Here is a 20,743-nt window from a genome sequence, read left to right on the forward strand (position 1 = left end):
TTTTTAACGTGTATGAACACATACTCCTGCTGAGTAGGTTTCAGCGATGGCTCTATCGTCTCCAAGCGTCATAAAGACAAATAGCGTTTCTTCAATTGTTTTACTTAAGGCTAATCGCGAAGTTAAAAGTGGTGTTGCTTTTTTGTCTAGAATCACAAAATCCGCTTCGGAGCCGACGGCTAGATTACCAATTTTATCCTCCAAACGAAGTGCTTTAGCCCCGCCTAAAGTCGATAAATAGAGAGACTTGATTGGGCTGAGGTTCTCATTTTGCAGCTGAATGACTTTATAAGCTTCGTTCATGGTTTGTAGCATGGAAAAACTGGTCCCACCGCCTACATCGGTGCCAAAGCCAATGTTCACTTTATGTTCTTCAACCTTCTTAAGGTTAAATAAACCACTGCCAATAAATAAATTTGAGGTTGGGCAAAAAGAGATCGCTGAGCCGGTGTCATGTAAGCGATCTAATTCGTGATCACACAAATGAATGCCGTGAGCAAAAACAGAGCGTTCGCTCAGTAATTGGTTTTGATCATAAACATCAAGATAGTTTTTACTGTTTGGGAAAAGTTCTTGCACCCATGCGCATTCGTCTTTGTTTTCCGATAAATGGGTGTGGAGATACACATCATCGTATTCACTAAGTAATTGGCCTGCTAATTTAAGCTGCTCGTCACTGCTGGTGGGGGCAAAACGTGGAGTAATAGCGTAGTGCAAGCGGCCTTTATTATGCCACTCCTCGATAAGCTCTTTGCTTTCTTGGTAGCTGGTTTCTGGTGTATCTGTTAAGAAATCAGGAGCGTTTCGGTCCATCATTACCTTGCCGCAAATCATCCGTAGGTTATAGGCTTCACAAGTCTCAAAGAAAGCCTCGACCGATACTTTATGCACTGTGCCAAATACCAGTGCGGTGGTCGTTCCATTGCGAAGTAATTCTTGTAAGAAACGCTCTGAGACGTCTTTAGCGTGGGCTTTATCATGGAACTTACCTTCCTCTGGGAAGGTGTAGGTATTCAGCCAAGTTAGCAGTTGTTCGCCGTATGAACCTATCATATCCGTTTGTGGGTAGTGGATATGGGTGTCAATAAAGCCGGGCACAATAACAGCATCAGGGTGATGGGTGATTGCGAGGTCTTTAGGTAATGTGGGCAGAATGTCTTGAGTGTTGCCAAGAGCACGGATAGTCTCATTTTCAATGACTAGCAGGCCATCTTCAAAATACTGATAGGCCGCTTCAATACCAACTTCGTTAGGATCTGCAATACAGTGAACTATGGCGGCACGCCAAGCTTTGAGTGAACTCATTTTGCGCCTCTAATAGGAAAATAACTAGGCAGTCAGTAATCAAAAGCTGACCAATTGGTTCAATATTATCAGTTTATTCGTGAGCTTTCACTAGTTAACCGACCTTGTCGAGGGAAAGCACTAGTGTTATCTCTGGTTAGAAAAAACGCGTAGAGTGAAAAAATGCAATAACAGGGCCAAGAGCACACCTAGGCCATCAGCCCAAAAGTCTAACCATTCCCCATATCTATTTACATTGGGCTGTATGAGTTCAATCGCGCCACCCCAAAGAAATATGCAGCAAGCAAAAAAGTAGAATGAGCGGCTGGGTCCAAATGCACACATTAGGGCCCAGCCACCAAAACCAATAATATGGTGAAGTTTATCTGAGCCTGGGGCAGCCGGAAGTGCTTCCATTGGAGACAAGGTGGCCCAGCTGATTATCAGTCCACCGAGAATGAAACCGATGAACTGTAATCTAAATGAAGCCAATTTTAGAACGATGGACTGCAACATAATCAACGAAGGATTCTGGCGCGAATATTTCGACCTTTAATTTTTTTGTTTTCTAAGGCTTTTACTGTCTTTTTAGCAACTTGGTTGTCGATCGAAACATAAGCATGGAAATCAAAAATATCAATCTTACCCACTTGTGCTTTATCAAGTCCTAGGCCTGCGGTTAATGCGCCTAAAATGTCACCTGGTCTAAGTTTGTTCTTGCGGCCAGCATCGAACGCCAAGGTCGTCATTTGCGGGGTGAGACGATAACCAGCATGGGCAGCTTGTAGCTCAATGTAATGAGCTTTTATATCAAAGCGCTCTTCAATTTCTTTAACCTTGTAGTCTTCACGGCTTCCCACTAAGTTCACGGCTGTACCGGCTGCACCAGCGCGTCCAGTGCGACCAATTCGGTGGGTATGAACATCAATGTCGCGAGTGGTGTCATAATTGATTACCAGATCCACTTCTTTTACATCGATACCTCGTGCAGCGACATCGGTCGCGACTAACACACAGCTACTTTGGTTGCTGAAACGAACCAGAACCTGGTCTCTCTGTTTTTGCTCTAAATCACCATTAATGGCTTGGGCCGCAACTTTGTGATCATCTAAAAAGTCTGCAACTGCCTGAGACTCTGCTTTTGTGTTACAGAAAATGATTGCTTGCTTGGGTTCAAAATGCGACAGCACGGCTAAAGTGCGTTCAGCCTTGTCTGCTTTCTCTGCCTGTACGAAATATTGCTCAATGTTGGGGTTTAAATCCTCTTGCTCAGCAACTTTAATGTTAACAGGCTGTTTTTGAAACTCTGCACTTATCTCGGCGATTGTGGGTGCGTAGGTTGCAGAGAAAAGCAGTGTTTGACGGCTCTTAGGGGTAAGTTCCACTAGCTCACGAATCGAGTCAATGAAGCCCATATCTAACATTCGATCAGCTTCATCTAATACGAGAGTTTCAAGGGCGTTAAGGCGTAAGGTCCCTTTTCGTAAATGCTCCATAAGGCGGCCTGGCGTACCCACAACAATATGAGCACCATGTTCCAAAGAGCCAATTTGCGGACCAAACGGCATGCCGCCACAAAGGCTCAATACCTTAATGTTTTCAAGGAAGCGCGCTACTTTGCGTATTTCTTTGGAGACTTGATCGGCTAATTCTCGAGTCGGGCACATGACCAGTGCCTGCACGCCAAAATAACGAGGGTTAATTTTTAGCAAAATGCCAATCGCAAAGGCCAAGGTTTTGCCGCTGCCTGTTTGCGCTTGAGCTAGGATATCTTTGCCATCCATCATAGGTGGCAGGCTCTGTGCCTGAATAGGTGTAAATGCACTAAACCCCATGTCTGAAAGAAGGGCGGTTAGCTTGCTTGGTAGAGGCTTGTTAAGCTGGTGCTGGAACTGGGTCACGGTAGGCCTGTATGAGTTAACATGAATGTTTGAATGATAACAGAAAAGCACACTCAGCGCGGAGCTTTGTTTTAAATTTCATGCTAGTTTATAGCTCGCAAAAGGAATTAAGTTGAATCATTATGCCATTTTCAAATCGTCATTCTAAAAACAAGCTGATCTCAGTATCGGTTTTTGTCATTGCTTGTTTTCTAGGTCTTGGGCTTAGTGCTTTTTTGTACTTTCAACAAATAGATACTTTTAAGAAACAGCAAGAGGCATTCAATTTAGAATTGAGCCATAAGATTGAAAGTGAAATGGCTTCTAACTATTCGTATTTGGCATCTCTTGCCGCTTTCATTGCATCGCACCAAGGGCACCTTAACCGAGAACGTTTTCAGAGTTTTAGCCAAAAGTTATTAGACCAGGTTGATTCATCCCCAAGAGCATTTTTAGGGGCATTGAAAAATCCTCTTCAAGCGTCTTCTCCCATATCAGATAAATGGTCTTTTAATGTCTACAGTGGTGATTTTACTAAATTGGAAACGGCGGATCTTAAAGCGAGTGTAGAGCATTACTTTAATAGGGAAAGTAAGCTTGGAAAAAAACTAGATAAGGCTCAGGTTCTATTAAGCAGTATGCAGGAGATAGGTGAAATACCCAGTCAATTATGGCTTGTTCAGCCTTTAACCTCTTCTTTGTCTAAAAGTGCTCAGCTTAATAATGTTGATCTGGTGGGAGTGGGAATCACCTTTCCCAAGATGTATAAAACGCTCGACCCGAAGGGAGTTAAGATTGCTTATCGCCTGTATCCCATCGATGATGACCGTAAGGTGTTGTTGGATACTGGGGCAAATATCTTAGATTTTTGGTCAGTAAGTTCTGTCTTAACAAGTGAGGTACAGATTGGTGATCAAGTTTGGCAACTTGAAACCCGCTATCGTAATTCGCAAAATGCCCTTGTTAATTGGTTCTTTGTTCTTTTACCTGTTCTGGTTTTTGCTTTATTTGGCGTTGGCTTAGTGGGTTATATGTGGCATTTGTCGTCGAGCTATCAGAGAGTATTAAGCTCACTGAATAGCCACATTCAAACCGATGATGTGACTGGGCTAATGAGCCGTAATGAAGTCCTGCGGCAACTCGAAAATCAATTAAGTAAAGTCAATGAATTCACCCCCTCTGTTGCCGTTTGCCTGATCGACCTAGATCATTTTAGAACCATTAATGAAGCCTTTGGTCATGACGCTGGTGATAGGCTGCTGGCGAAAGTGGCGTCACGTCTTGCAGGCTTATTGCCTGACCAGTATTTATTAGGCCGACAAGGAGGCGATGAATTTTTGGTGGTCTTGCCTCTTACTCCAGATAAACGAAAAAGCTGGCTCAACGCCTTGCTAGAAGAATTAATTAGTGAGTTAAGCGTGAGTTATTTTGTTGATAGTAGACGCCTTAACATTGGTTGTTCAATTGGGGTTGCCACATCCCCAGACTTTGGCAAAGACGGCAAAACCTTGATTAAAAATGCGGATATGGCGCTTAATGTAGCGAAACAAAAAGGTCGCGGGGCCTATCATTTTTATGATACCCAGATGGGTAAACGTATTGTCCAAAATGCTCTTATCGAAACGCGTTTGCGTAAGGCCATCGAAAGCAACTCTTTGGTATTACGCTTTCAGCCTAAAGTAGACCTAGAGACAGAAGTTTGTGTAGGCATGGAAGCCTTATTGCGTTGGCAGGATGACGAGCTCGGTGTGATTTCGCCAGCTGAATTTATTCCCATTGCAGAACGTTCAGGTTTGATACTTCCCCTTGGGAAATGGGTATTCGAGCAGACCTTTCGCCACATAATAGAGTGGCAAAAACAAGGGATAAATGTGCCGCCAGTGGCTATCAATTGCTCGGTTGAGCAATTCAAACGCCCCGATTTTCTGTCCCAGCTGTTGTCATTGTTAGATCAATACAAAGTGCCAACCAGTTTATTGGAAATTGAGGTGACCGAATCCATATTAATAGAAGACCCAGAAAGCTGCGCGCAATTGCTGAAACAGATCAGTCAACTGGGAATTAAACTCTCGTTAGATGACTTTGGTACAGGCTATTCTAGTCTTAGTTATTTAAAGGATTTACCTTTTAATAGTGTGAAAATTGATCAGGTTTTTGTGCGTGACATCGTGCAAGATCCAAACTACGAAGCGCTAACAAAAGGGATTATCGAGCTTGGTCACGGTTTAAATTTAACCGTCGTGGCGGAAGGCATCGTTGATACCGAGCAATTGGACAAATTAAAAGCTTTAGGCTGTGACATTGGCCAAGGTTTTTTATTCAGCAAGGCTCTTGGGGCTGGAAGTATGCTAAAAGATCCTATGATTCAAGCCCTATCCGAACAAAAGCAGTAATAGGCAATAGCCATCAGATGAATTATTTTTCTCACCTACATGTTGCCTATTTAACCAATACTTCCTGGGCAGGAAACTTGTTAGGAGACTTTCCAGTTCGCCCAGAACAATTGGATCAAGACTTACATGAAGGATGGCTATTGCATCAGCAAGTGGATGTGATGGTGGATGCTCACCCAGCCAGTTTGTCTTTTCGTGAGTTTCCTCGTAAAGGTCGGCGACGCTTTGCAGGTATTGTTCAAGATATTGTGATGGATTATTGGCTTATTCAACATTGGCAGGAATTTAGTCATGTTCCCCTAACAGTATTTTGTGAACAAGCCCTAGCTGGGTTGCAGGCGGACAAGGCACGTTGCCCACCACGCTTACAAAGCATGATTGGTTCATTAACTGAGCGTAATTGGCTGCCAGACCTGGGCACTCAGCAGGGGGTAGAGAATGCCATCTTGTCGATCATGAGGCGCTGGAGGCACGGTCATCACTTACAAAGCTTTATTGATGAGATAGAGCAAATACTTGCTCAAGGTGAAGAGGTTTTCCTACACTTATATCCTGACTTGTTAACGTTTATAGGGCAAAAGTATCAATTGCAGCGCTAATTAAGCCCTAGACAATGGTGATCAGTAAGAATATTTCGAATATTGCTGCCGACCTCAATGGGACTTATGTTAGACTCCGCAGCCGCCAAACAGAGTATTATAGAGAGGTACAAGGGTGAGCGTTCAATGGTTTCCTGGGCACATGAACAAAGCGCGGCGAGAAATCGCCGAAGTGATGACGCAAGTGGATATCGTTATCGAAGTGCTAGATGCAAGAATTCCTGATTCCAGCCAAAACCCCATGTTAAACACATTACGTGAAGACGTGCCTGTCTTACGCCTGCTTAATAAAAAAGACTTAGCTGACAAGCAAGTTGTTAAGCTTTGGCTAGAGCATTGGCAAGGTAATGACACAGTAATGGCGCACCCTTTCTCAACACAAGATAAGTCTGACGTTGCCAAAATTAGCCAGTGGGTTGCTCAAATGGTGCCTCATCGAGGAAGCGCAGAAAAGCCCATCCGAGCTATGATTGCTGGCATCCCTAACGTAGGGAAATCCAGCCTAATGAATGCTTTATTAGGCCGCAGAGTAGCGAAAGTTGGCGACGAACCCGCGGTGACCAAGTCCCAGCAGAAGCTAAAAGTAAGTCATGGCTTTCAACTATTAGATACCCCCGGCATTCTATGGCCTAAAATTGAAAATCCAGACGCAAGCTACCGTTTAGCTGTGACAGGCGCGGTTAGAGACACGGCTATTGATTATGAAGAAGTCGCTTTGGTAGGGCTTGAATTCTTCATGAAGGACTATACTTCCTTGCTGACAACCCGCTATAAACTGAAAACGATGTCAGAAGATGCCTTTGAAGTCCTTAAAGTGATCGGTTCAAAACGAGGTGCTTTACGCTCTGGCGGCAAAGTAGACATGCATAAGGCGGCTGAAGTGTTTTTGAATGATGTCAGGACCGGCGCCATCGGACAGTATGTCATGGAAACCCCCGCAATGATCGCTGCCGAAGAAATTAAGGTAGAAGAAGCCAAAGCGGAAAAAGAAGCGAAACGACTTGCGAAACTGGCGGCTGCCGTCCCTCAACGACAGCAGCAGGCTTCGCAACAACAGAAGAAAATGAAGACTGAAGAGTGAGGTTTTAGGCCATGGATTATGAAATTGCCTTTGATCAGGAAGTAAATGGTTACCGTATATATGCAGGATATGACTTTTCTGCCATCGCCGATTGGATCACAGAATATGTCACGGATTTAGAGACAACCCAGAGAGTGTTATCGGCTGCACGCCTTGCGATGAGTGATAAAGAGACGACAAATTTCGCTCATGGCCCGTTTGATGTCTTGGTGAGTGAAGAGGGTGTCGTGGTTACACGTAAAGTGGATATGGCCGCAGCGGAAGACGAAATTAAAGCAATGTTTGATTCACAAGATAGCTTTTATAGAACCTCTACGGAAGGGGTGCAAGCCGAGTGTGGGCTTGAAGACATGATAAATATGGTAGAAAGCTGGTTTGAAGTGCAACAGTAGTTGTGCCTTGTGCTGGCTAAGTTTACACTAGCACTGTTTTATTTTTGATGCTTTTAGGATGCTGTTATGCTCATCGAATTGGAAAAAGCCCGTACCCGAAAAAATGTTGTTCGTATTTTTCGTGAAGACCTAGATGGACCAGATAATTGGTCTGATGGCTTTGTGGTGGATGCCAATGAAGAAATGGTATTACTGCAACTCGTCGATGAGGGGGTGCACATCAATGGTTATCAGGTTTTATTTTTAGAAGACATTAGCGATTTTGCTCATCCAGCCCCTTTTAATGACTTCCAGAAAAAAGTGCTGGCTTTACGTGGTGAAGAGGTAGTCAATCCAGAGGTGGATCTTGACGACCTTGCCGTAATGCTTATTGATATCAGTGATGAATATGGCCTGGTGACTTTACACCGGGAAGAAATTGAGCCAGACAGTTGTGAGATAGGTCGAGTCATCAAAGCCGACGCAGTAACCTATGAGTTAGAAGAAATTGGCTCAGATGCCCGCTGGTTTGACGAAACCTTTGAATACGACCTATATGACATCACTCGTATTGAATTTGGCGGTTCTTATGAAGAAGCCCTGATTATGGCGAATGACGATATGGGCGATGACGCTTATGAATTGTCTGAACAATACCCAGACGATGAAACGGAAGCTTAATATCTTTTTAACTTCTCAAAACGCCCTACGGGGCGTTTTTTGTTTTTAGCGCCCTGACTTCCTATAATGGGAACATCGTCTCTTTAACAAAAATGGATTTAACATGCGTAAATGGTTGTTGCTCATTACTGGTATTCTAATGCTCACAGGGTGTGCTTTGATTGCTAGTCAGCATTTAAATAATCAATTTGGTGAAGAAAATGTTGAGAATCGCGTTACGAGCCAACCTCATGATGATGAGTTTTACGATGAACAAGTGAAGCCAATTTTAGAGAGTCGTTGTATCTCTTGTCATGCTTGCTATGATGCTCCTTGCCAATTGAAACTGACAGCGCCGGCAGGCATTGAAAGAGGTGGCTCAAAAGACTTAGTTTACGATGGGACACGTCTACTTGCTTCCACTCCTTCGCGTTTATTTATCGATGAGACCTCTACAGAACAATGGCGAGCAAAAGGTTTTCACCCTGTCCTGAACGAACGTCAGCAGTCGCCAGCTGCAAATCTACAAAGCAGTTTGTTGTATCGTGCCGTTGCGTTGCGAAAGCAGCAAGGTCCATTTGAACAAGCTGTTCTATCGGATGAATACGATTTCTCTCTCGCTCGGGATCAGCAGTGCAGTACCATTGAAGAATACGGCGACTACGAATCCAGCACCCCTCATGGCGGTATGCCATATGGTTTGCCTGAGTTAACAAACGAAGAGTTTAATATATTAAGTCGTTGGTTAGCTAAAGGAGGCAAAATGCCAGCTCCTTTAACCGTGCCGGCTGACCTGGCTGAAAAAGTGAGAAAATGGGAAGCCAGATTAAATGGCAACACCTTAAAAGACAGGCTTGTTGCGCGTTATATCTACGAACATATTTATTTATACAGTTTGTATCTTGATGATGGCGAAGCGTATCGCTTCAAACTCGTGCGATCTACAACCCCTCCAGGAAAACAGATAGACCAGATCGCCACGAGAAGGCCCTATGATGACCCTAAAGTGGATAGAGTCTATTATCGCTTATGGTTAGACCCTGAGTCTAAAGTGCAGAAAAACCACATACCAATGCAGCTTGATGAAGCACGTTATTTGCGCTGGCTTAGCTATTTCTATGATCAAGATTATGATGTGTTGACTGATCCAGGTTACCAGCCCAAAGTGGCTACCAATCCTTTTAAAGCCTTTGCGCAATTACCAGCAGATGGTCGTTATCGATTCTTACTAGATCATGCACAAAACACCATTATGGCGTTTATCAAAGGCCCTGTGTGTCGTGGTCAAGTGGCCGTTAATGTGATTAACGATCATTTTTGGGTGTACTTTGTCGACCCTGATACCCAGTACCATGAAAGTGTTGCAGATTTCCTTGAAGGTCAGCAACAGCACCTAGAAATGCCTGCTCAGAGCTCTAGTAATACTCTAGGTATTACTTCTTGGTTGGTCTTTGCAGAACAACAAAAATCGTATTTAGCGGCTAAGGCTAAGCTGGTAGAGGAAAGTGCCAACCACTCGGTTGATTTAGACTTGAATATTGTCTGGGACGGTTACGATACCAACGATAATGCGGTACTGACCGTGTTCCGTCATTTTGACAACGCCACTGTGTTAAAAGGTATGGTCGGTCAAGAGCCGAAAACGGCTTGGTTAATTGATTATCCATTGTTAGAGCGAATCCATTATTTGCTGGTGGCGGGGTTTGATGTTTACGGAAATATTGGGCATCAGTTGGTTACTCGCTTGTATATGGACTTTTTACGTATGGAAGGGGAAGCCAATTTTTTACTGTTACTGCCAAAAGAAGAGCGTAGAAAAGTACATCAATACTGGTATCGAGACGCCAACCAGTTCATTAAAGACTATGTTTTCAGTGACTATATTCGAATTAAAAGCGAGTCAAAAGTACACTATCACACCGAGCGTAAACAAAGTGAGCTGTATCAAATGCTCGCCCAGCATCTTAACAAAGTGCTGAATCACGAAAGAGATATGCAGCAGACCCGCTTAAAAGCAGAAGACCTTGACGCTTTACTCAGTTTGCAAGATTTGCAACAAGTAAGTTTCCAGTACCTGCCTAACACCATGGTGGTACTAGTGACTCGACAGGGTGAGCCTTTTGAACTGTTTAGTGTGTTGCATAATATGGGGCATGCCAATATTTCAAGTTTGCTCAATGAGGCTTCTACTCGGCTACCAGAAGAAGACGGTGTTACTCTCGCGAAAGGTGTGGTGGGGGACTACCCCAATGCCTTTATGCAAGTCGAAGAACATGAATTAACACAGTGGGCCGAGCATTTAAAAACCATATCAACTGTTGAAGATTACCAGAGTTGGATTGATCTATATGGCATTCGTCGAACTCATCCTAATTTTTGGTGGGTAAGCGACGAGGTGGCGCGCTTAAATCAGACTGACTTTCCAAGAGAAAGTGGGATTTTAGACTATAACCGATTAGAAAATCGCTAAACCAAAGGGTGCTTATTTATTGCGCTTTTTACGACTTTAAATCCTAAAAGGCGTACCTAGATAGTGAGATAATGATTTACTAAGGATATCAATATGCTACCGCTTTCACTATTGGATTTGGCCCCTATTGCCGAGCAGCAATCGGTTGCTCAGGCGTTAACAATGAGTCGAAATATGGCTCAAGCCGCTGAGCAAAGTGGTTTCTTACGCTATTGGTTAGCAGAGCATCATGGAATGGCGGCGGTAGCGAGCTCGGCGACAGCCGTATTACTTTCTCATATTGGTGCAGCAACCAGTAAAATTCGTATTGGTTCAGGTGGCATTATGCTGCCCAACCATTCTCCTTTGGTCATTGCAGAACAATTTGGTACCCTCGCAGAACTTTACCCAAACCGAGTGGATTTGGGGCTAGGGCGTGCTCCCGGCACAGATATGCAGACGGCCAGAGCGCTAAGACGCAATATGCATGAATCGGTTGATCAGTACCCGAGTGATGTTAAGTTGTTACAGAATCTGCTGTCATCAGGTACGGGGCAAGAGGTGTTAGCGATTCCTGGTAAAGGGACCAATGTGCCCCTTTGGATGCTGGGCTCCAGTTTATTCAGTGCCCAACTGGCCGCACAAATGTCTTTACCTTATTCCTTTGCTTCCCATTTCGCGCCAGATCAATTGCTGCAAGCCTTAACCTTGTATCGTCGTTATTTCGAACCCAGTGAGGCCATGCCCAAATCAAGAGCGATGGCAGGGGTAATGGCGGTCGTGGCGCAGACCGACGAGGAGGCGCAATTCTTATTTACTTCCTCTCAACAACAGTTTATCAATTTGCGCCGTGGTTATAATCGCCCATTTCCAAAGCCCGTAGAGTCGATGGAATCCATATGGTCGCCAAGTGAAAAGCACATAGTTGAGCATACTCTACAATATGCCCTAGTAGGGTCTAAAGCATCTGTTAAGTTTAAGTTGGAACGCTTTTTAGAACAGACCCAGGTTGATGAACTTATTGTTTCTATGCCCATCCATGATGGGGCTAAACGACTAGAATCTGTGAAACTCTTGGGGCAGTTAATGCAAGAAATAAACTAGAGAAGTGGGCTTACAGCTTAAGCCGTAAGCCCTGTTAGGTTAATAGGGTGAAGGGTCGCCTTCAACAGGCTGAGTTTTAAAGCGGCGGTGCGTCCAAAAGTATTGTTCTTTTTTCGGCTCGATCACATTTTCCATGAGTTTGTTCATAATAGTGGCATTTTCCACATCGTCACCAGTAGGGAAGTCTTTTACTTCTGAAAATGCCAAGTGGTAGCCTGCTTTAGTTCGGCTGTAATCGTACAAAACAACTGGCGCATTCGTCATTTTTGCAATGCGACCAATGTGAGCAATAGTGGCGCATTGGCGACCATAAAATGGAGCAAATACAGAGTCTTGTCGGCCATAGTCTTGATCCACCGCGTACCAAACTGCTTTGTTTTTCTTCAGGGATTTGAGTACTTCTCGCATATTTGAGCGTTCAATGGTTTTTGAGAAAAGCTTTTTGCGGGAACGCTCCATTACCCAGTTCATCACGGGATTACGTTGTAACTTATAAATCGGCTGTACATCCACAAAGCGAGGCACTTGGCTCCCACAAATGTCTAACGAAGAAAAATGCCCACTAATAAGTATGCAGCCTCGGCCTCGGGATAATACATCGTCAATGACGTCTTGGCCTTCATTGGATATACGTTTTGCGAATCTCTCACTGTCGCGAAACCAAGATGAAAACATTTCTAGCACACCCTTGCCCATGCTCTCAAAGTGCTCTTTGGTAAGCTGTTGGCGTTCTAGAGCCGTCATTTGCGGGTAGCAAATTTTAAAGTTTGTGTCACAAATACGGCGTCGGCGTGGCGCCAGCAGATAAAGGATACGGCCAAGCCATTTACCTAACCCCTGCAAAGCTTGCCAAGGTAAAAAGCTGAGTAAGTATGCGATGCCCATAAATAACCAGCTAGGCCAGTGCTTGGGCGCAAGAAAGTGGCGTATGCTTTTATCTAATGTACTGCTTTTAGCCAAGATACCCCTCCAAAAAGGTTTGCCATTGTTGTTCGGTATAATGAAAATGTGTGTGTTTGTCAGACTCTTTATCTAAGGACCTTTTGAGTCTCTCAATATTGTCATTGGCCCAGCTTTTATCGTAGGTGCGTTGGTCACACTTATCAAAATCAATTAGCCAGAATTGCCCGTCTGCATCAAGCATGATGTTGTGGCAATTCAAGTCAGAGTGGTAAATGCCATGTTGATGAAAACGTTGTATTAAAGTACCTAATTTATACCAATCGACCGTGGCGCTTTGCCCATGCTTGAGAAGGTCAAACAGGTCTTGAGCATTCGCGATAGTTTGAGTCACTAAAGAAGCTTGGTAGCACCCCAAGTGGCAACGAACCAATCCTGCAATAGGCTTTGGTACCGGTAGATTGAGCTCTCTCATGGTTTCTAACAAGGAGAGCTCCAGCCAAGGGCGGGTATGACGAATGCCAGAATAAACAAAATATTGTTTGTTGAATTTCGCAATCAGGCCGCCGCGTCGATATCGCCGAATAACGTACTGACCTTTAGCTGAATTCACAAACCAAACAGCACCTCGCCCTTGTCCTGTGCCAGCAAGGGCATTTTGAGCCTGCCAGTAGTCAGGCTCGAACCACTCTTGGCTAATCGCTAAACTTGGCTCGCAGACAATAAGTAAGCTGTTTTTTGTTTGAATAAGGTTTGGCATGCTGAACTTTGCGCTGGTTTTCGATAATCGCTAATAAAGACGACACTTTGTTAAAGGGCTATTCTATAATACTCCCAGTTTAGAAACAGCCTTTGAGATGAAGATGTTAGAAGAAAAGTTACAGCGTATTGCTATCGTACGTTTATCTGCGTTGGGAGATGTCTGTCATGCGATGTTGGTCGTACAGGCTCTGGAGAAGCGTTATCCTAATGCGCAAATTACTTGGATCTGCGGGCCATTAGAGGCAAATTTAGTTCGTTTAATGCCCAATATTGAAGTGATAGAGTACGATAAAAAAACCGGATTGACGGGTATGCTAGCCATACGTAAGCAACTTAAAAGTGTTCGCTTTGATGTGTTGCTGCATTTACAGTGGTCACTGCGAGCAAGTTTATTGACCAAGATGCTCAGAGCAAAGCGACGCATTGGCTTTGCGCTGACTCATTCCCGGGAAAAGCAACACTGGTTTGTCAATGAGCTGGCCGAAGAGCCTAAAGGTATGCATGTCCTAGACTCTTTTTTGTCTATAACCGCTAAACTCGGTGTGGACACTGTGCATACTCCTTGTCAGCTTGAATTAGCCCCAACTTCTTTAGATTTACCAAACACGTATTTTGTGATTAATCCCAGTGCATCAAAAGCGGAACGCAACTGGACCTTGGATGGTTATAGAGCAGTGATTGATCAGTTAACTTCCAAAGGCCATCAGGTTGTGCTAACGGGGGGGCCAAGTTCGCAAGAGGTGGCCTTGGCGGAGCAATTAGTGCAAGGCTTTGAACTCATCAATTTAGTGGGTAAGACCAGTGTGAACGACCTGTGTCATGTTATAAAAGGAGCCAAATTAGTGGTGAGTCCTGATACTGGTCCAGTGCATTTAGCCACTTTATTGGACGTGCCCGTGATAGGCTTATACGCTCACTCGAACCCACGTAGAACAGGTCCCTATAAAGATTTAGACAAAGTGGTAAGTGTCTACGATGAGCTGGCTGAAAAAGAATACGCTAAACCTGTCTCAGAACTGCCCTGGGCAGCAAGAGTGCATGACCCAAAGGCCATGCAGTTGATTTCCAAAGAAGCTGTGTTAGCGCAATTAGATCGATTTATTTAGTCAGTTCTTGCTCGGCCAGTTTTAAGTCGAGAGTGGCCTTGAGTAATTTGTATAAACGAATTGATGCGTCTATTTCTTCTTTTCGGTTGGTTAGGCTTTCAATGTTTAAGCCCAAAGGAACCCCAAGTGGTAGAGCCGTTTCTATGATTTGCTCTAAAGCACTACGGCATATTTTAACGGACTCAGATAAAGGGTTCTTAGCATCTAAAATACGATGCTTAGTGGCATTGGGTACGGATATTCCTAACCATTCCATGAATTCAAGAGTTTTGGCACTGCCGCAAGGAGTAAAGGTTAAAATAATGCGCTTTGGTGTTTCGCCACGCTCTTTACATTCCCGAGCATATTGACTGATTAGGTCCGCTGTTGCTTGCGGATTGTAAACGGCTTGCGAAACAAAGAAATCACAGCCAGCCGCCGATTTTTTAGCGAGTCGTAAATGCTCGTCACCTTTTTTAGCATGGCGTTCTGCAATGGTTACGCCACCAAGATTGAACTCTAACGGGCTTTCTGTCAAACAGGTGTATGCTTGTGGTAATGGCAGCTTAATGTCCCCAGTGGAAGAAGGGGAACCTACCAATACTAGGTCTTTAATGCCGTAAGCTTGCCAAGCTTCCGTCAACCACTCATTAAATTCATCGGCGCTGCGTGAAGACACAGATTTATATGTAATGACAGGTAAGTTGGAAGTCTGATTGAGGCGTTGAGACCAAGCTCTAGGGTCATGGGTTTCCATGTACGGGAATGGGCGCGGCTTATCAATTCGGCTGCTTTCGTCCTGAATGTCATAGACTATCAAGCCGTCAACATCGATATTTGCGAGGCGGTTTAGTAGTTTTTGGCTGATTTCAGTGAGTTGCTCTTCACCAATGGAGGATTTTGGTGGAGTCGTACCGATAAAGTAAACACCTCGGCTTGCGTCTTTAAATTTTGTTGCCAGTTTGGAAGTCATCTTGTCATACTCTAATTCTACTGCAGTGCAAGTTGGGTTTAATATTGCCAAACTTGTTCACTTTTTATAATCATGCTGTTGATGGTTATTCTATCAGTGAACTATATTCAAGATCATTAACTTCAACATGAATTAATTTTGATAAACTGTGAAGCGTGTTAATGCTTAAAGGAACACAGAATAATGCAAAACATCGATCTGACTGCTTTACCAAGTGATAAAAGCCTAGCCTTGCCACCTGTGCATACTTGGAAACCACCATTTTGCGGTGACATGGACTTAACCATTAAAGCTAATGGTGACTGGATTCACCAAGGCGAAAAAATTGAGCGCCAATCCATGGTGACCATGTTTAGTCGTATTCTCTGGCATGAAGAGGGTGAATATTTTCTTGTGACACCGGTTGAGAAAGTACGAATTCAAGTGGAAGATGCGCCTTTTTTAATGACGCATTTTGAATGGCGTGATTCTGACCAAGGACCTATTTTAGTGTTCTTTAGCGGCACTGAAGATGTGAAACAGCTTGGCGTGGATTGTGACATCTGGATGGCCGAGCAAGATGGCCAAGAAAAGCCCTATATATCCATGCGCTATGGTATGAAAGCCTTATTGAACCGCCCAGTATTCTACGCACTGGCCGAACTACTGGTGCCAGTACAAGGCGCCTCGGGCAATAAGGGGATGGGATTGGTCAGTAATGGGAAAAGCTACATACTATTAGTTGAGGAATAAGCGCCTGAAAACTACCAGATCGATTTATTTTCGCATACGAAAGGCAATCTCTAAGGTATAATACAGTCATATTTCATTAATGCAGAAAAACACATTGAGGGGCAGCTGCTTGTTATTCGAAGAGTTTGGTTTTGATAACCGTATTTTAAAATCTATTGGTCACTTGGGATTTGCTCAGGCAACTGAAATTCAGGCCCGCGCTATTCCTGAGGCCATGATTGGCCGTGATTTATTGGCATCATCGAAAACCGGTTCTGGAAAAACCCTAGCTTATCTTCTTCCAGCAGTGCATAGGCTGTATAAAAAACGCGCGTTATCGAAACGTGACCCTAGAGTTGTGGTGTTAGTGCCGACTAGAGAACTTGCTAAGCAAGTGTTTGGGCAATTAAGGTTGCTATTGGCTGGTTCAAAGCTAACTTCTATTTTAATTCAAGGGGGGGAAAACTTTAATGATCAGCATAAACAGCTGCAGAAAGACCCTCATGTTGTTGTTGCCACTCCTGGGCGCTTAGTGGATCACTTAAAACAACGTAATTTGTACCTTGAAGGCCTAGAATTGCTTATTCTAGATGAAGCAGATCGCATGTTAGATTTGGGCTTTGCAGAAGCTCTACGAGCCATCAATGAGGCAGCAGATCATCGTTTACGCCAAACATTATTTTTCTCGGCTACCTTGGATGACGCCCAAGTTAACGGTTTGGCTCAAGAAATTTTGAAAGAACCTAGCCGTGTGGCCGTAGGGCAAGGTTTTGAGACCCATCAAGACATACAACAGCATGTATACCTATGTGACCATCTTGACCATAAAGAAGCTGTTTTAAAGCATTTGTTAACCGAACAAACCATCAAGCAAGCGATTGTCTTCACCGCGACCAAGCAAGATACCGTGCGTCTGGCCAGTTTGCTTGAAACATGGGGACTGACAACTCAAGCCCTCAGTGGTAACTTGACTCAGGGGGCTCGTAACAAGGCGATGGAAAGTTTTGCGAAAGGCAAGTTTCAGATTTTGGTGAGTACTGATGTGGCTTCCAGAGGTCTGGACATTGCCAATGTTTCTCACGTGTTTAATTTTGATTTGCCAAAACAGTCGGAAGAATTTATTCATCGTACCGGTCGTACAGGTCGTGCTGGTTTTAAAGGCGATGCCTTTTCTTTGGTGGGGCCGAAAGATTGGCAAAACTTTAAAGCCATTGAAAGCTTGTTGCAAAAAACATTTGAGACTAAAGTCATATCAGGTTTAGAGCCAAGTTTTAAAGGGTTGGCTAAACCCAAGCACAAACCTAAAGCCAATAAAAAGACAACGGCAAAAAAACAAGTCGCGCCCACTGAACGCAAAAATGCTCGTAAAGGTAGAGCGAAACCTGTATTTCATGAAGGTCGTCAAGATGGCTTTGACGCCTTTAAATTGCCGCCAAGAAAATCAACTAAGCCAACCAACTTAGGTGATGAAGAGTAAGTTTATTTCGATCATTTTTTTTCGGAGAAAACATCATTAATCGTTTACCGCCGCTTAATTCGTTAAAGTGTTTTGAATCAGCCGCTCGTCATGGCAGCTTTAATAAAGCTGCTCAAGAGCTGTCTGTGACACCTTCTGCGATTAGCCATCAAATTAAAGGGCTGGAAAGCTTTTTAGGGATCGAGCTATTTCGTAGGACTAAACGAAAAGTCATTTTAACGGAAGCGGGAGAGTTCTATCTAGGACCCATTAAACGTATCTTTGAACAGTTAGAAAGTGCGACCTCAGAGCTTAAGAGTAAGCAGCAATCTGGCTCTTTGCGTTTGGCTGTTCCTCCAGCCTTTTTAACTCGTTGGCTAATGCCGCGCATGGAGAGCTTTCAAGCTCGTTACCCCGATATTGAAATAGAAATTCACTCTTCTACCGCGTTAACCAATTTTGCCGCAGATAACATCGATATGGCGGTGTATTTTGGTAATGGGGTGTGGCAAGGAGTAGACAGTCACTTTTTGCGTTCGGCCCGCCTTGCGCCAGTGTGTAATCCTAAGCTCATCAAGTCGGACCTGCCAATCAATGAGCCAGAAGACATGCGCTTTTACCCCTTGCTGCATGTCACTAAGCGTAAAGATGAATGGCACGATTGGATTCGACAACACGATCTTGACCCCACTCTGTTTCGTCGGGGTTTAATGTTTTCAAGTGGCTCATTGACCGCAGGCGCTGCCGCACAAGGGTTGGGGATTGCCTTATCGGACCCTGAACTAGTGCAGCCCGAGATCGCAGCGGGCACTTTACAGGTGCTTTTTGATGAACACTTAATTACGGATCGTTCTTTCTATTTAGTGTATGAAAAGCGACGTGCGTTAACCCCACCCATGCAAGCCTTCAAAGAGTGGATTATTGAGCAAATGGTCGGTGGAAAATCGGATTAACTTGTTGTAACGTAAATGTTTTACTATTTTCGAGATCATACGATATGACCACTTCTTTACAAGTTAACAGTTACTTTGACGACCAAGTAAAATCCATTGCACTAGAGAACTCCGAGGGCGTGTCCACGTTGGGTGTTATGGCCATTGGAGAGTATGAGTTTGGTACTCAACAAAAAGAATACATGACAATCGTATCTGGTGCTTTAACGGTAAAACTGCCAGGCACAGAAGAGTGGCAAACCTTTTCTAAAGGCGAAACTTTTATTGTTGAAGCTAACCAGAGTTTCTTGGTGAAAGTGGCTGAAATGACCGCTTACCAGTGTCGCTACGAGTAAACCCCATTTAGTGAGCACACATAAAAAAAGGCCTTTCGGCCTTTTTTTATGTGTGAAGATTATCCGCCAACAACATTGACTAATAAGGTCACTTTATCCCCTGGTTGAACGTATTTTTTGCTACTAACAACGGGGTTCCATTTTTTGATATCGCTAACTCTTACTTTGAATTTTTGTGCAACACGTGCCAAAGAGTCACCGGAACGAAGGGTGTAGACCACTTTTTTCATCACGCTGCGGCTAGTGGTGTTGGTGTCCTTTTTTGCAGATAACCAGACTACGAGCTTTTTACCTGGCATTAGTGGGTCGCCCAGCCCCATGTTATTCCAACGAGCCAATGTTTTGCTGTCGGTGCCGTATTTTTTAGAGATAACCCAAAGGCTTTCTCCTGAGGCAACCGTATGATTTACCTTGATACGATTTCGACTAGGAGCTCGTGATTGCTTTGCCAACAACCTTTGGTGGGAGCTTAGGGTGTAGCTTTCAATTTTATTGCCGGCGACGGGAATCATCAGCTCCTGACCCACACGAATAAGTGTCGAGGACATCTTGTTGACGTCTTGTAAAACGTTCACTGTGGTGTTGTGGTGCTTAGCAACTGACAGCAGGTTGTCGCCAGCTTTGACCGTGTAACGTACCCAAGTTACACGCTCTTGAGGTGGTATTTCAGCTAACTTGGTGCGAAAAGCTTGGGCTTTGTCTACAGGGATCAATAATCTATGAGGGCCTTCAGGTGCGGTTGCCCATTGATTGAAACCTGGGTTAAGTAAGTAGACCTCATCGATACTGATGTCTGCCATGTCAGCGGCTTGGGCAAGGTCAATCTGGCCACCAATATTGACCACATCAAAGTAAGGTTTATTGGCAATGAACTTGGTTTGGTAATTGTAGTTTTCAGGGTCTTTTACAATCTTCGCTAATGCCAGCAGTTTTGGAACATAAGCTCTTGTTTCATTGGGTAGGTCTAATGACCAAAAATCTGTTGGTTTGTTGGCTTTTTTGTTTTTGCGAATTGCTCGCATGACAGTGCCTTCTCCAGAGTTATAGGAGGCTAGGGCATGTAACCAGTTACCGTCAAACATTCTGTGCAGGCGCGTAAGATAGGCAATGGCTGCTTGTGTAGAGCCTATAATATCGCGGCGACCATCGTACCACCACGTTTGGTTAAGACCATACATTTGTCCAGTTGAAGGGATGAATTGCCAAGGCCCAGAAGCTCTACCATGGCTGTAACCAAATGGATCGAAACCGCTTTCTACAATTGGTAGTAGAGCTATTTCAGTAGGCAATCCCGCTTTTTCTAACTCACTGACAATGTAGTGTAAGTAACGCTCGCCACGTTTAGAAACTCGGTCTAGGTACGAAGGGTGGGAGCTGAACCAGCGCAACTGCGACGATAGGCGTGGTTGGTTGATATCAAGATCGAACTCGAAGCCGGTTCGAATCCGTACCCACAAATCTTCTGGAGGAAGTACTTTTTCCTCAACCGGCTTAGTTTTTGCTGGTTGTTTTTCCACCGCCACAGTGACTGGCTCTGAAGTGGGCTCAAGTGGTGTGATTGTATCTATGTAAGTATCTTGGTTCTCGATCTCATTAGGGGTGTTAAGGTCTACCTCTGTCTCTAAAGAGGCTTGTTGGTCAGGCTGTTGTCCAATTGATTGACAGCCTGATAAGACAAGACCACTCAATAAGATTGCGAGAATTCGATAGTTCATGGAGTCCACAATATGTTAAAAATTTCGGATAT

19 protein-coding genes are annotated in these 20,743 nt (G+C 44.1%); 12 read left to right on the forward strand and 7 right to left on the reverse strand.

All coding sequences use genetic code 11. The features are described from left to right. Positions 1–3: 3 nt before the first annotated feature. From guaD to dbpA, 3 genes are all read right to left on the reverse strand, one after another. Positions 4–1,305 carry a guanine deaminase gene (gene guaD, locus ACYVGZ_RS07930; protein WP_460753646.1) on the reverse strand — a complete coding sequence of 434 codons (1,302 nt, stop codon included), beginning with the start codon at positions 1,303–1,305 and terminating at the stop codon, positions 4–6. Between the two features lie 126 nt (positions 1,306–1,431). After that, entirely contained in the window at positions 1,432–1,800 is a 369-nt protein-coding gene (locus ACYVGZ_RS07935) for a VanZ family protein (RefSeq protein WP_460753649.1), read from the reverse strand. 2 nt (positions 1,801–1,802) lie between these two features. Continuing rightward, positions 1,803–3,185 (reverse strand): ATP-dependent RNA helicase DbpA, encoded by a 1,383-nt coding sequence (dbpA, locus tag ACYVGZ_RS07940; protein ID WP_460753651.1) that lies wholly within the window; start codon positions 3,183–3,185, stop codon positions 1,803–1,805. 122 nt (positions 3,186–3,307) lie between these two features. Between dbpA and ACYVGZ_RS07945 the strand changes: the two genes are divergently transcribed. The 7 genes from ACYVGZ_RS07945 (at position 3,308) to ACYVGZ_RS07975 (ending at position 11,821) form a co-directional block, all read left to right on the forward strand. Further along, positions 3,308–5,557 carry a putative bifunctional diguanylate cyclase/phosphodiesterase gene (locus ACYVGZ_RS07945; RefSeq protein ID WP_460753654.1) on the forward strand — a complete coding sequence of 750 codons (2,250 nt, stop codon included), beginning with the start codon at positions 3,308–3,310 and terminating at the stop codon, positions 5,555–5,557. A 17-nt stretch (positions 5,558–5,574) separates the two neighbouring features. Beyond that, complete coding sequence (locus ACYVGZ_RS07950; RefSeq protein WP_460753656.1) at positions 5,575–6,156, forward strand: acyl carrier protein phosphodiesterase; 582 nt, start codon at positions 5,575–5,577, stop codon at positions 6,154–6,156. Between the two features lie 115 nt (positions 6,157–6,271). Continuing rightward, positions 6,272–7,237, forward strand: a complete 966-nt coding sequence (gene ylqF, locus ACYVGZ_RS07955) for a ribosome biogenesis GTPase YlqF (RefSeq protein WP_460753659.1) — start codon at positions 6,272–6,274, stop codon at positions 7,235–7,237. Positions 7,238–7,248: 11 nt separating this feature from the next. Then, the gene (locus ACYVGZ_RS07960; protein ID WP_460753662.1) at positions 7,249–7,629 is read left to right on the forward strand and encodes a YacL family protein; all 381 of its coding nucleotides are present in this window, start codon (positions 7,249–7,251) and stop codon (positions 7,627–7,629) included. 66 nt (positions 7,630–7,695) lie between these two features. After that, a complete protein-coding gene (locus tag ACYVGZ_RS07965) occupies positions 7,696–8,289 on the forward strand; it encodes a hypothetical protein (protein ID WP_460753666.1) in 594 nt (197 codons plus the stop codon). Positions 8,290–8,392: 103 nt separating this feature from the next. Next, positions 8,393–10,738, forward strand: a complete 2,346-nt coding sequence (locus tag ACYVGZ_RS07970; RefSeq protein WP_460753668.1) for a fatty acid cis/trans isomerase — start codon at positions 8,393–8,395, stop codon at positions 10,736–10,738. Positions 10,739–10,831: 93 nt separating this feature from the next. Next, positions 10,832–11,821, forward strand: coding sequence for an LLM class flavin-dependent oxidoreductase (locus ACYVGZ_RS07975; RefSeq protein ID WP_460753671.1), 990 nt, complete (start codon positions 10,832–10,834; stop codon positions 11,819–11,821). Positions 11,822–11,860: 39 nt separating this feature from the next. On the opposite strand, the gene ACYVGZ_RS07980 is transcribed toward ACYVGZ_RS07975, so the two are convergent. Both ACYVGZ_RS07980 and ACYVGZ_RS07985 read right to left on the reverse strand, forming a co-directional pair. Further along, complete coding sequence (locus ACYVGZ_RS07980) at positions 11,861–12,781, reverse strand: lysophospholipid acyltransferase family protein (RefSeq protein ID WP_460753674.1); 921 nt, start codon at positions 12,779–12,781, stop codon at positions 11,861–11,863. Continuing rightward, positions 12,774–13,481 carry a 3-deoxy-D-manno-octulosonic acid kinase gene (locus tag ACYVGZ_RS07985; protein ID WP_460753676.1) on the reverse strand — a complete coding sequence of 236 codons (708 nt, stop codon included), beginning with the start codon at positions 13,479–13,481 and terminating at the stop codon, positions 12,774–12,776. Before ACYVGZ_RS07985 ends, ACYVGZ_RS07980 begins: the two co-directional genes overlap by 8 nt. Before the next feature lie 103 nt (positions 13,482–13,584). Between ACYVGZ_RS07985 and ACYVGZ_RS07990 the strand changes: the two genes are divergently transcribed. Next, entirely contained in the window at positions 13,585–14,589 is a 1,005-nt protein-coding gene (locus tag ACYVGZ_RS07990) for a glycosyltransferase family 9 protein (protein WP_460753679.1), read from the forward strand. On the opposite strand, the gene ACYVGZ_RS07995 is transcribed toward ACYVGZ_RS07990, so the two are convergent. Beyond that, complete coding sequence (locus ACYVGZ_RS07995; RefSeq protein WP_460753745.1) at positions 14,582–15,541, reverse strand: methylenetetrahydrofolate reductase; 960 nt, start codon at positions 15,539–15,541, stop codon at positions 14,582–14,584. The genes ACYVGZ_RS07990 and ACYVGZ_RS07995 overlap by 8 nt on opposite strands. A gap of 183 nt (positions 15,542–15,724) precedes the next feature. Between ACYVGZ_RS07995 and ACYVGZ_RS08000 the strand changes: the two genes are divergently transcribed. From ACYVGZ_RS08000 to ppnP, 4 genes are all read left to right on the forward strand, one after another. Next, positions 15,725–16,273 (forward strand): DUF1285 domain-containing protein, encoded by a 549-nt coding sequence (locus ACYVGZ_RS08000; protein WP_460753682.1) that lies wholly within the window; start codon positions 15,725–15,727, stop codon positions 16,271–16,273. Between the two features lie 109 nt (positions 16,274–16,382). Continuing rightward, positions 16,383–17,729, forward strand: a complete 1,347-nt coding sequence (locus ACYVGZ_RS08005; protein ID WP_460753685.1) for a DEAD/DEAH box helicase — start codon at positions 16,383–16,385, stop codon at positions 17,727–17,729. Between the two features lie 35 nt (positions 17,730–17,764). Next, positions 17,765–18,661 (forward strand): transcriptional regulator GcvA, encoded by an 897-nt coding sequence (gene gcvA / locus ACYVGZ_RS08010; RefSeq protein WP_460753748.1) that lies wholly within the window; start codon positions 17,765–17,767, stop codon positions 18,659–18,661. Between the two features lie 44 nt (positions 18,662–18,705). Then, positions 18,706–18,996: a pyrimidine/purine nucleoside phosphorylase gene (gene ppnP / locus ACYVGZ_RS08015; RefSeq protein ID WP_460753688.1), complete on the forward strand. Its 291-nt coding sequence runs from the start codon at positions 18,706–18,708 to the stop codon at positions 18,994–18,996. A gap of 59 nt (positions 18,997–19,055) precedes the next feature. Here the strand turns inward: ppnP and ACYVGZ_RS08020 are convergent, their stop codons facing one another. After that, positions 19,056–20,711, reverse strand: a complete 1,656-nt coding sequence (locus ACYVGZ_RS08020; RefSeq protein ID WP_460753691.1) for a LysM peptidoglycan-binding domain-containing protein — start codon at positions 20,709–20,711, stop codon at positions 19,056–19,058. Between the last annotated feature and the right edge of the window lie 32 nt (positions 20,712–20,743).

The organism is Marinomonas epiphytica (assembly GCF_054780655.1).

Bases quoted from the DNA above. Each gene is read 5' to 3' on its own strand.
- ppnP (WP_460753688.1), top strand. From the start codon at position 18,706: ATGACCACTTCTTTACAAGTTAACAGTTACTTTGACGACCAAGTAAAA.
- ACYVGZ_RS07995 (WP_460753745.1), bottom strand. From the start codon at position 15,541: ATGACTTCCAAACTGGCAACAAAATTTAAAGACGCAAGCCGAGGTGTT.
- ACYVGZ_RS07965 (WP_460753666.1), top strand. From the start codon at position 7,696: ATGCTCATCGAATTGGAAAAAGCCCGTACCCGAAAAAATGTTGTTCGT.
- ACYVGZ_RS07960 (WP_460753662.1), top strand. From the start codon at position 7,249: ATGGATTATGAAATTGCCTTTGATCAGGAAGTAAATGGTTACCGTATA.
- ACYVGZ_RS08020 (WP_460753691.1), bottom strand. From the start codon at position 20,711: ATGAACTATCGAATTCTCGCAATCTTATTGAGTGGTCTTGTCTTATCA.
- ACYVGZ_RS07970 (WP_460753668.1), top strand. From the start codon at position 8,393: ATGCGTAAATGGTTGTTGCTCATTACTGGTATTCTAATGCTCACAGGG.
- ACYVGZ_RS07985 (WP_460753676.1), bottom strand. From the start codon at position 13,481: ATGCCAAACCTTATTCAAACAAAAAACAGCTTACTTATTGTCTGCGAG.
- guaD (WP_460753646.1), bottom strand. From the start codon at position 1,305: ATGAGTTCACTCAAAGCTTGGCGTGCCGCCATAGTTCACTGTATTGCA.
- ACYVGZ_RS08000 (WP_460753682.1), top strand. From the start codon at position 15,725: ATGCAAAACATCGATCTGACTGCTTTACCAAGTGATAAAAGCCTAGCC.
- ACYVGZ_RS07945 (WP_460753654.1), top strand. From the start codon at position 3,308: ATGCCATTTTCAAATCGTCATTCTAAAAACAAGCTGATCTCAGTATCG.
- ACYVGZ_RS07990 (WP_460753679.1), top strand. From the start codon at position 13,585: ATGTTAGAAGAAAAGTTACAGCGTATTGCTATCGTACGTTTATCTGCG.
- ACYVGZ_RS07935 (WP_460753649.1), bottom strand. From the start codon at position 1,800: ATGTTGCAGTCCATCGTTCTAAAATTGGCTTCATTTAGATTACAGTTC.
- ACYVGZ_RS07950 (WP_460753656.1), top strand. From the start codon at position 5,575: ATGAATTATTTTTCTCACCTACATGTTGCCTATTTAACCAATACTTCC.
- ACYVGZ_RS07975 (WP_460753671.1), top strand. From the start codon at position 10,832: ATGCTACCGCTTTCACTATTGGATTTGGCCCCTATTGCCGAGCAGCAA.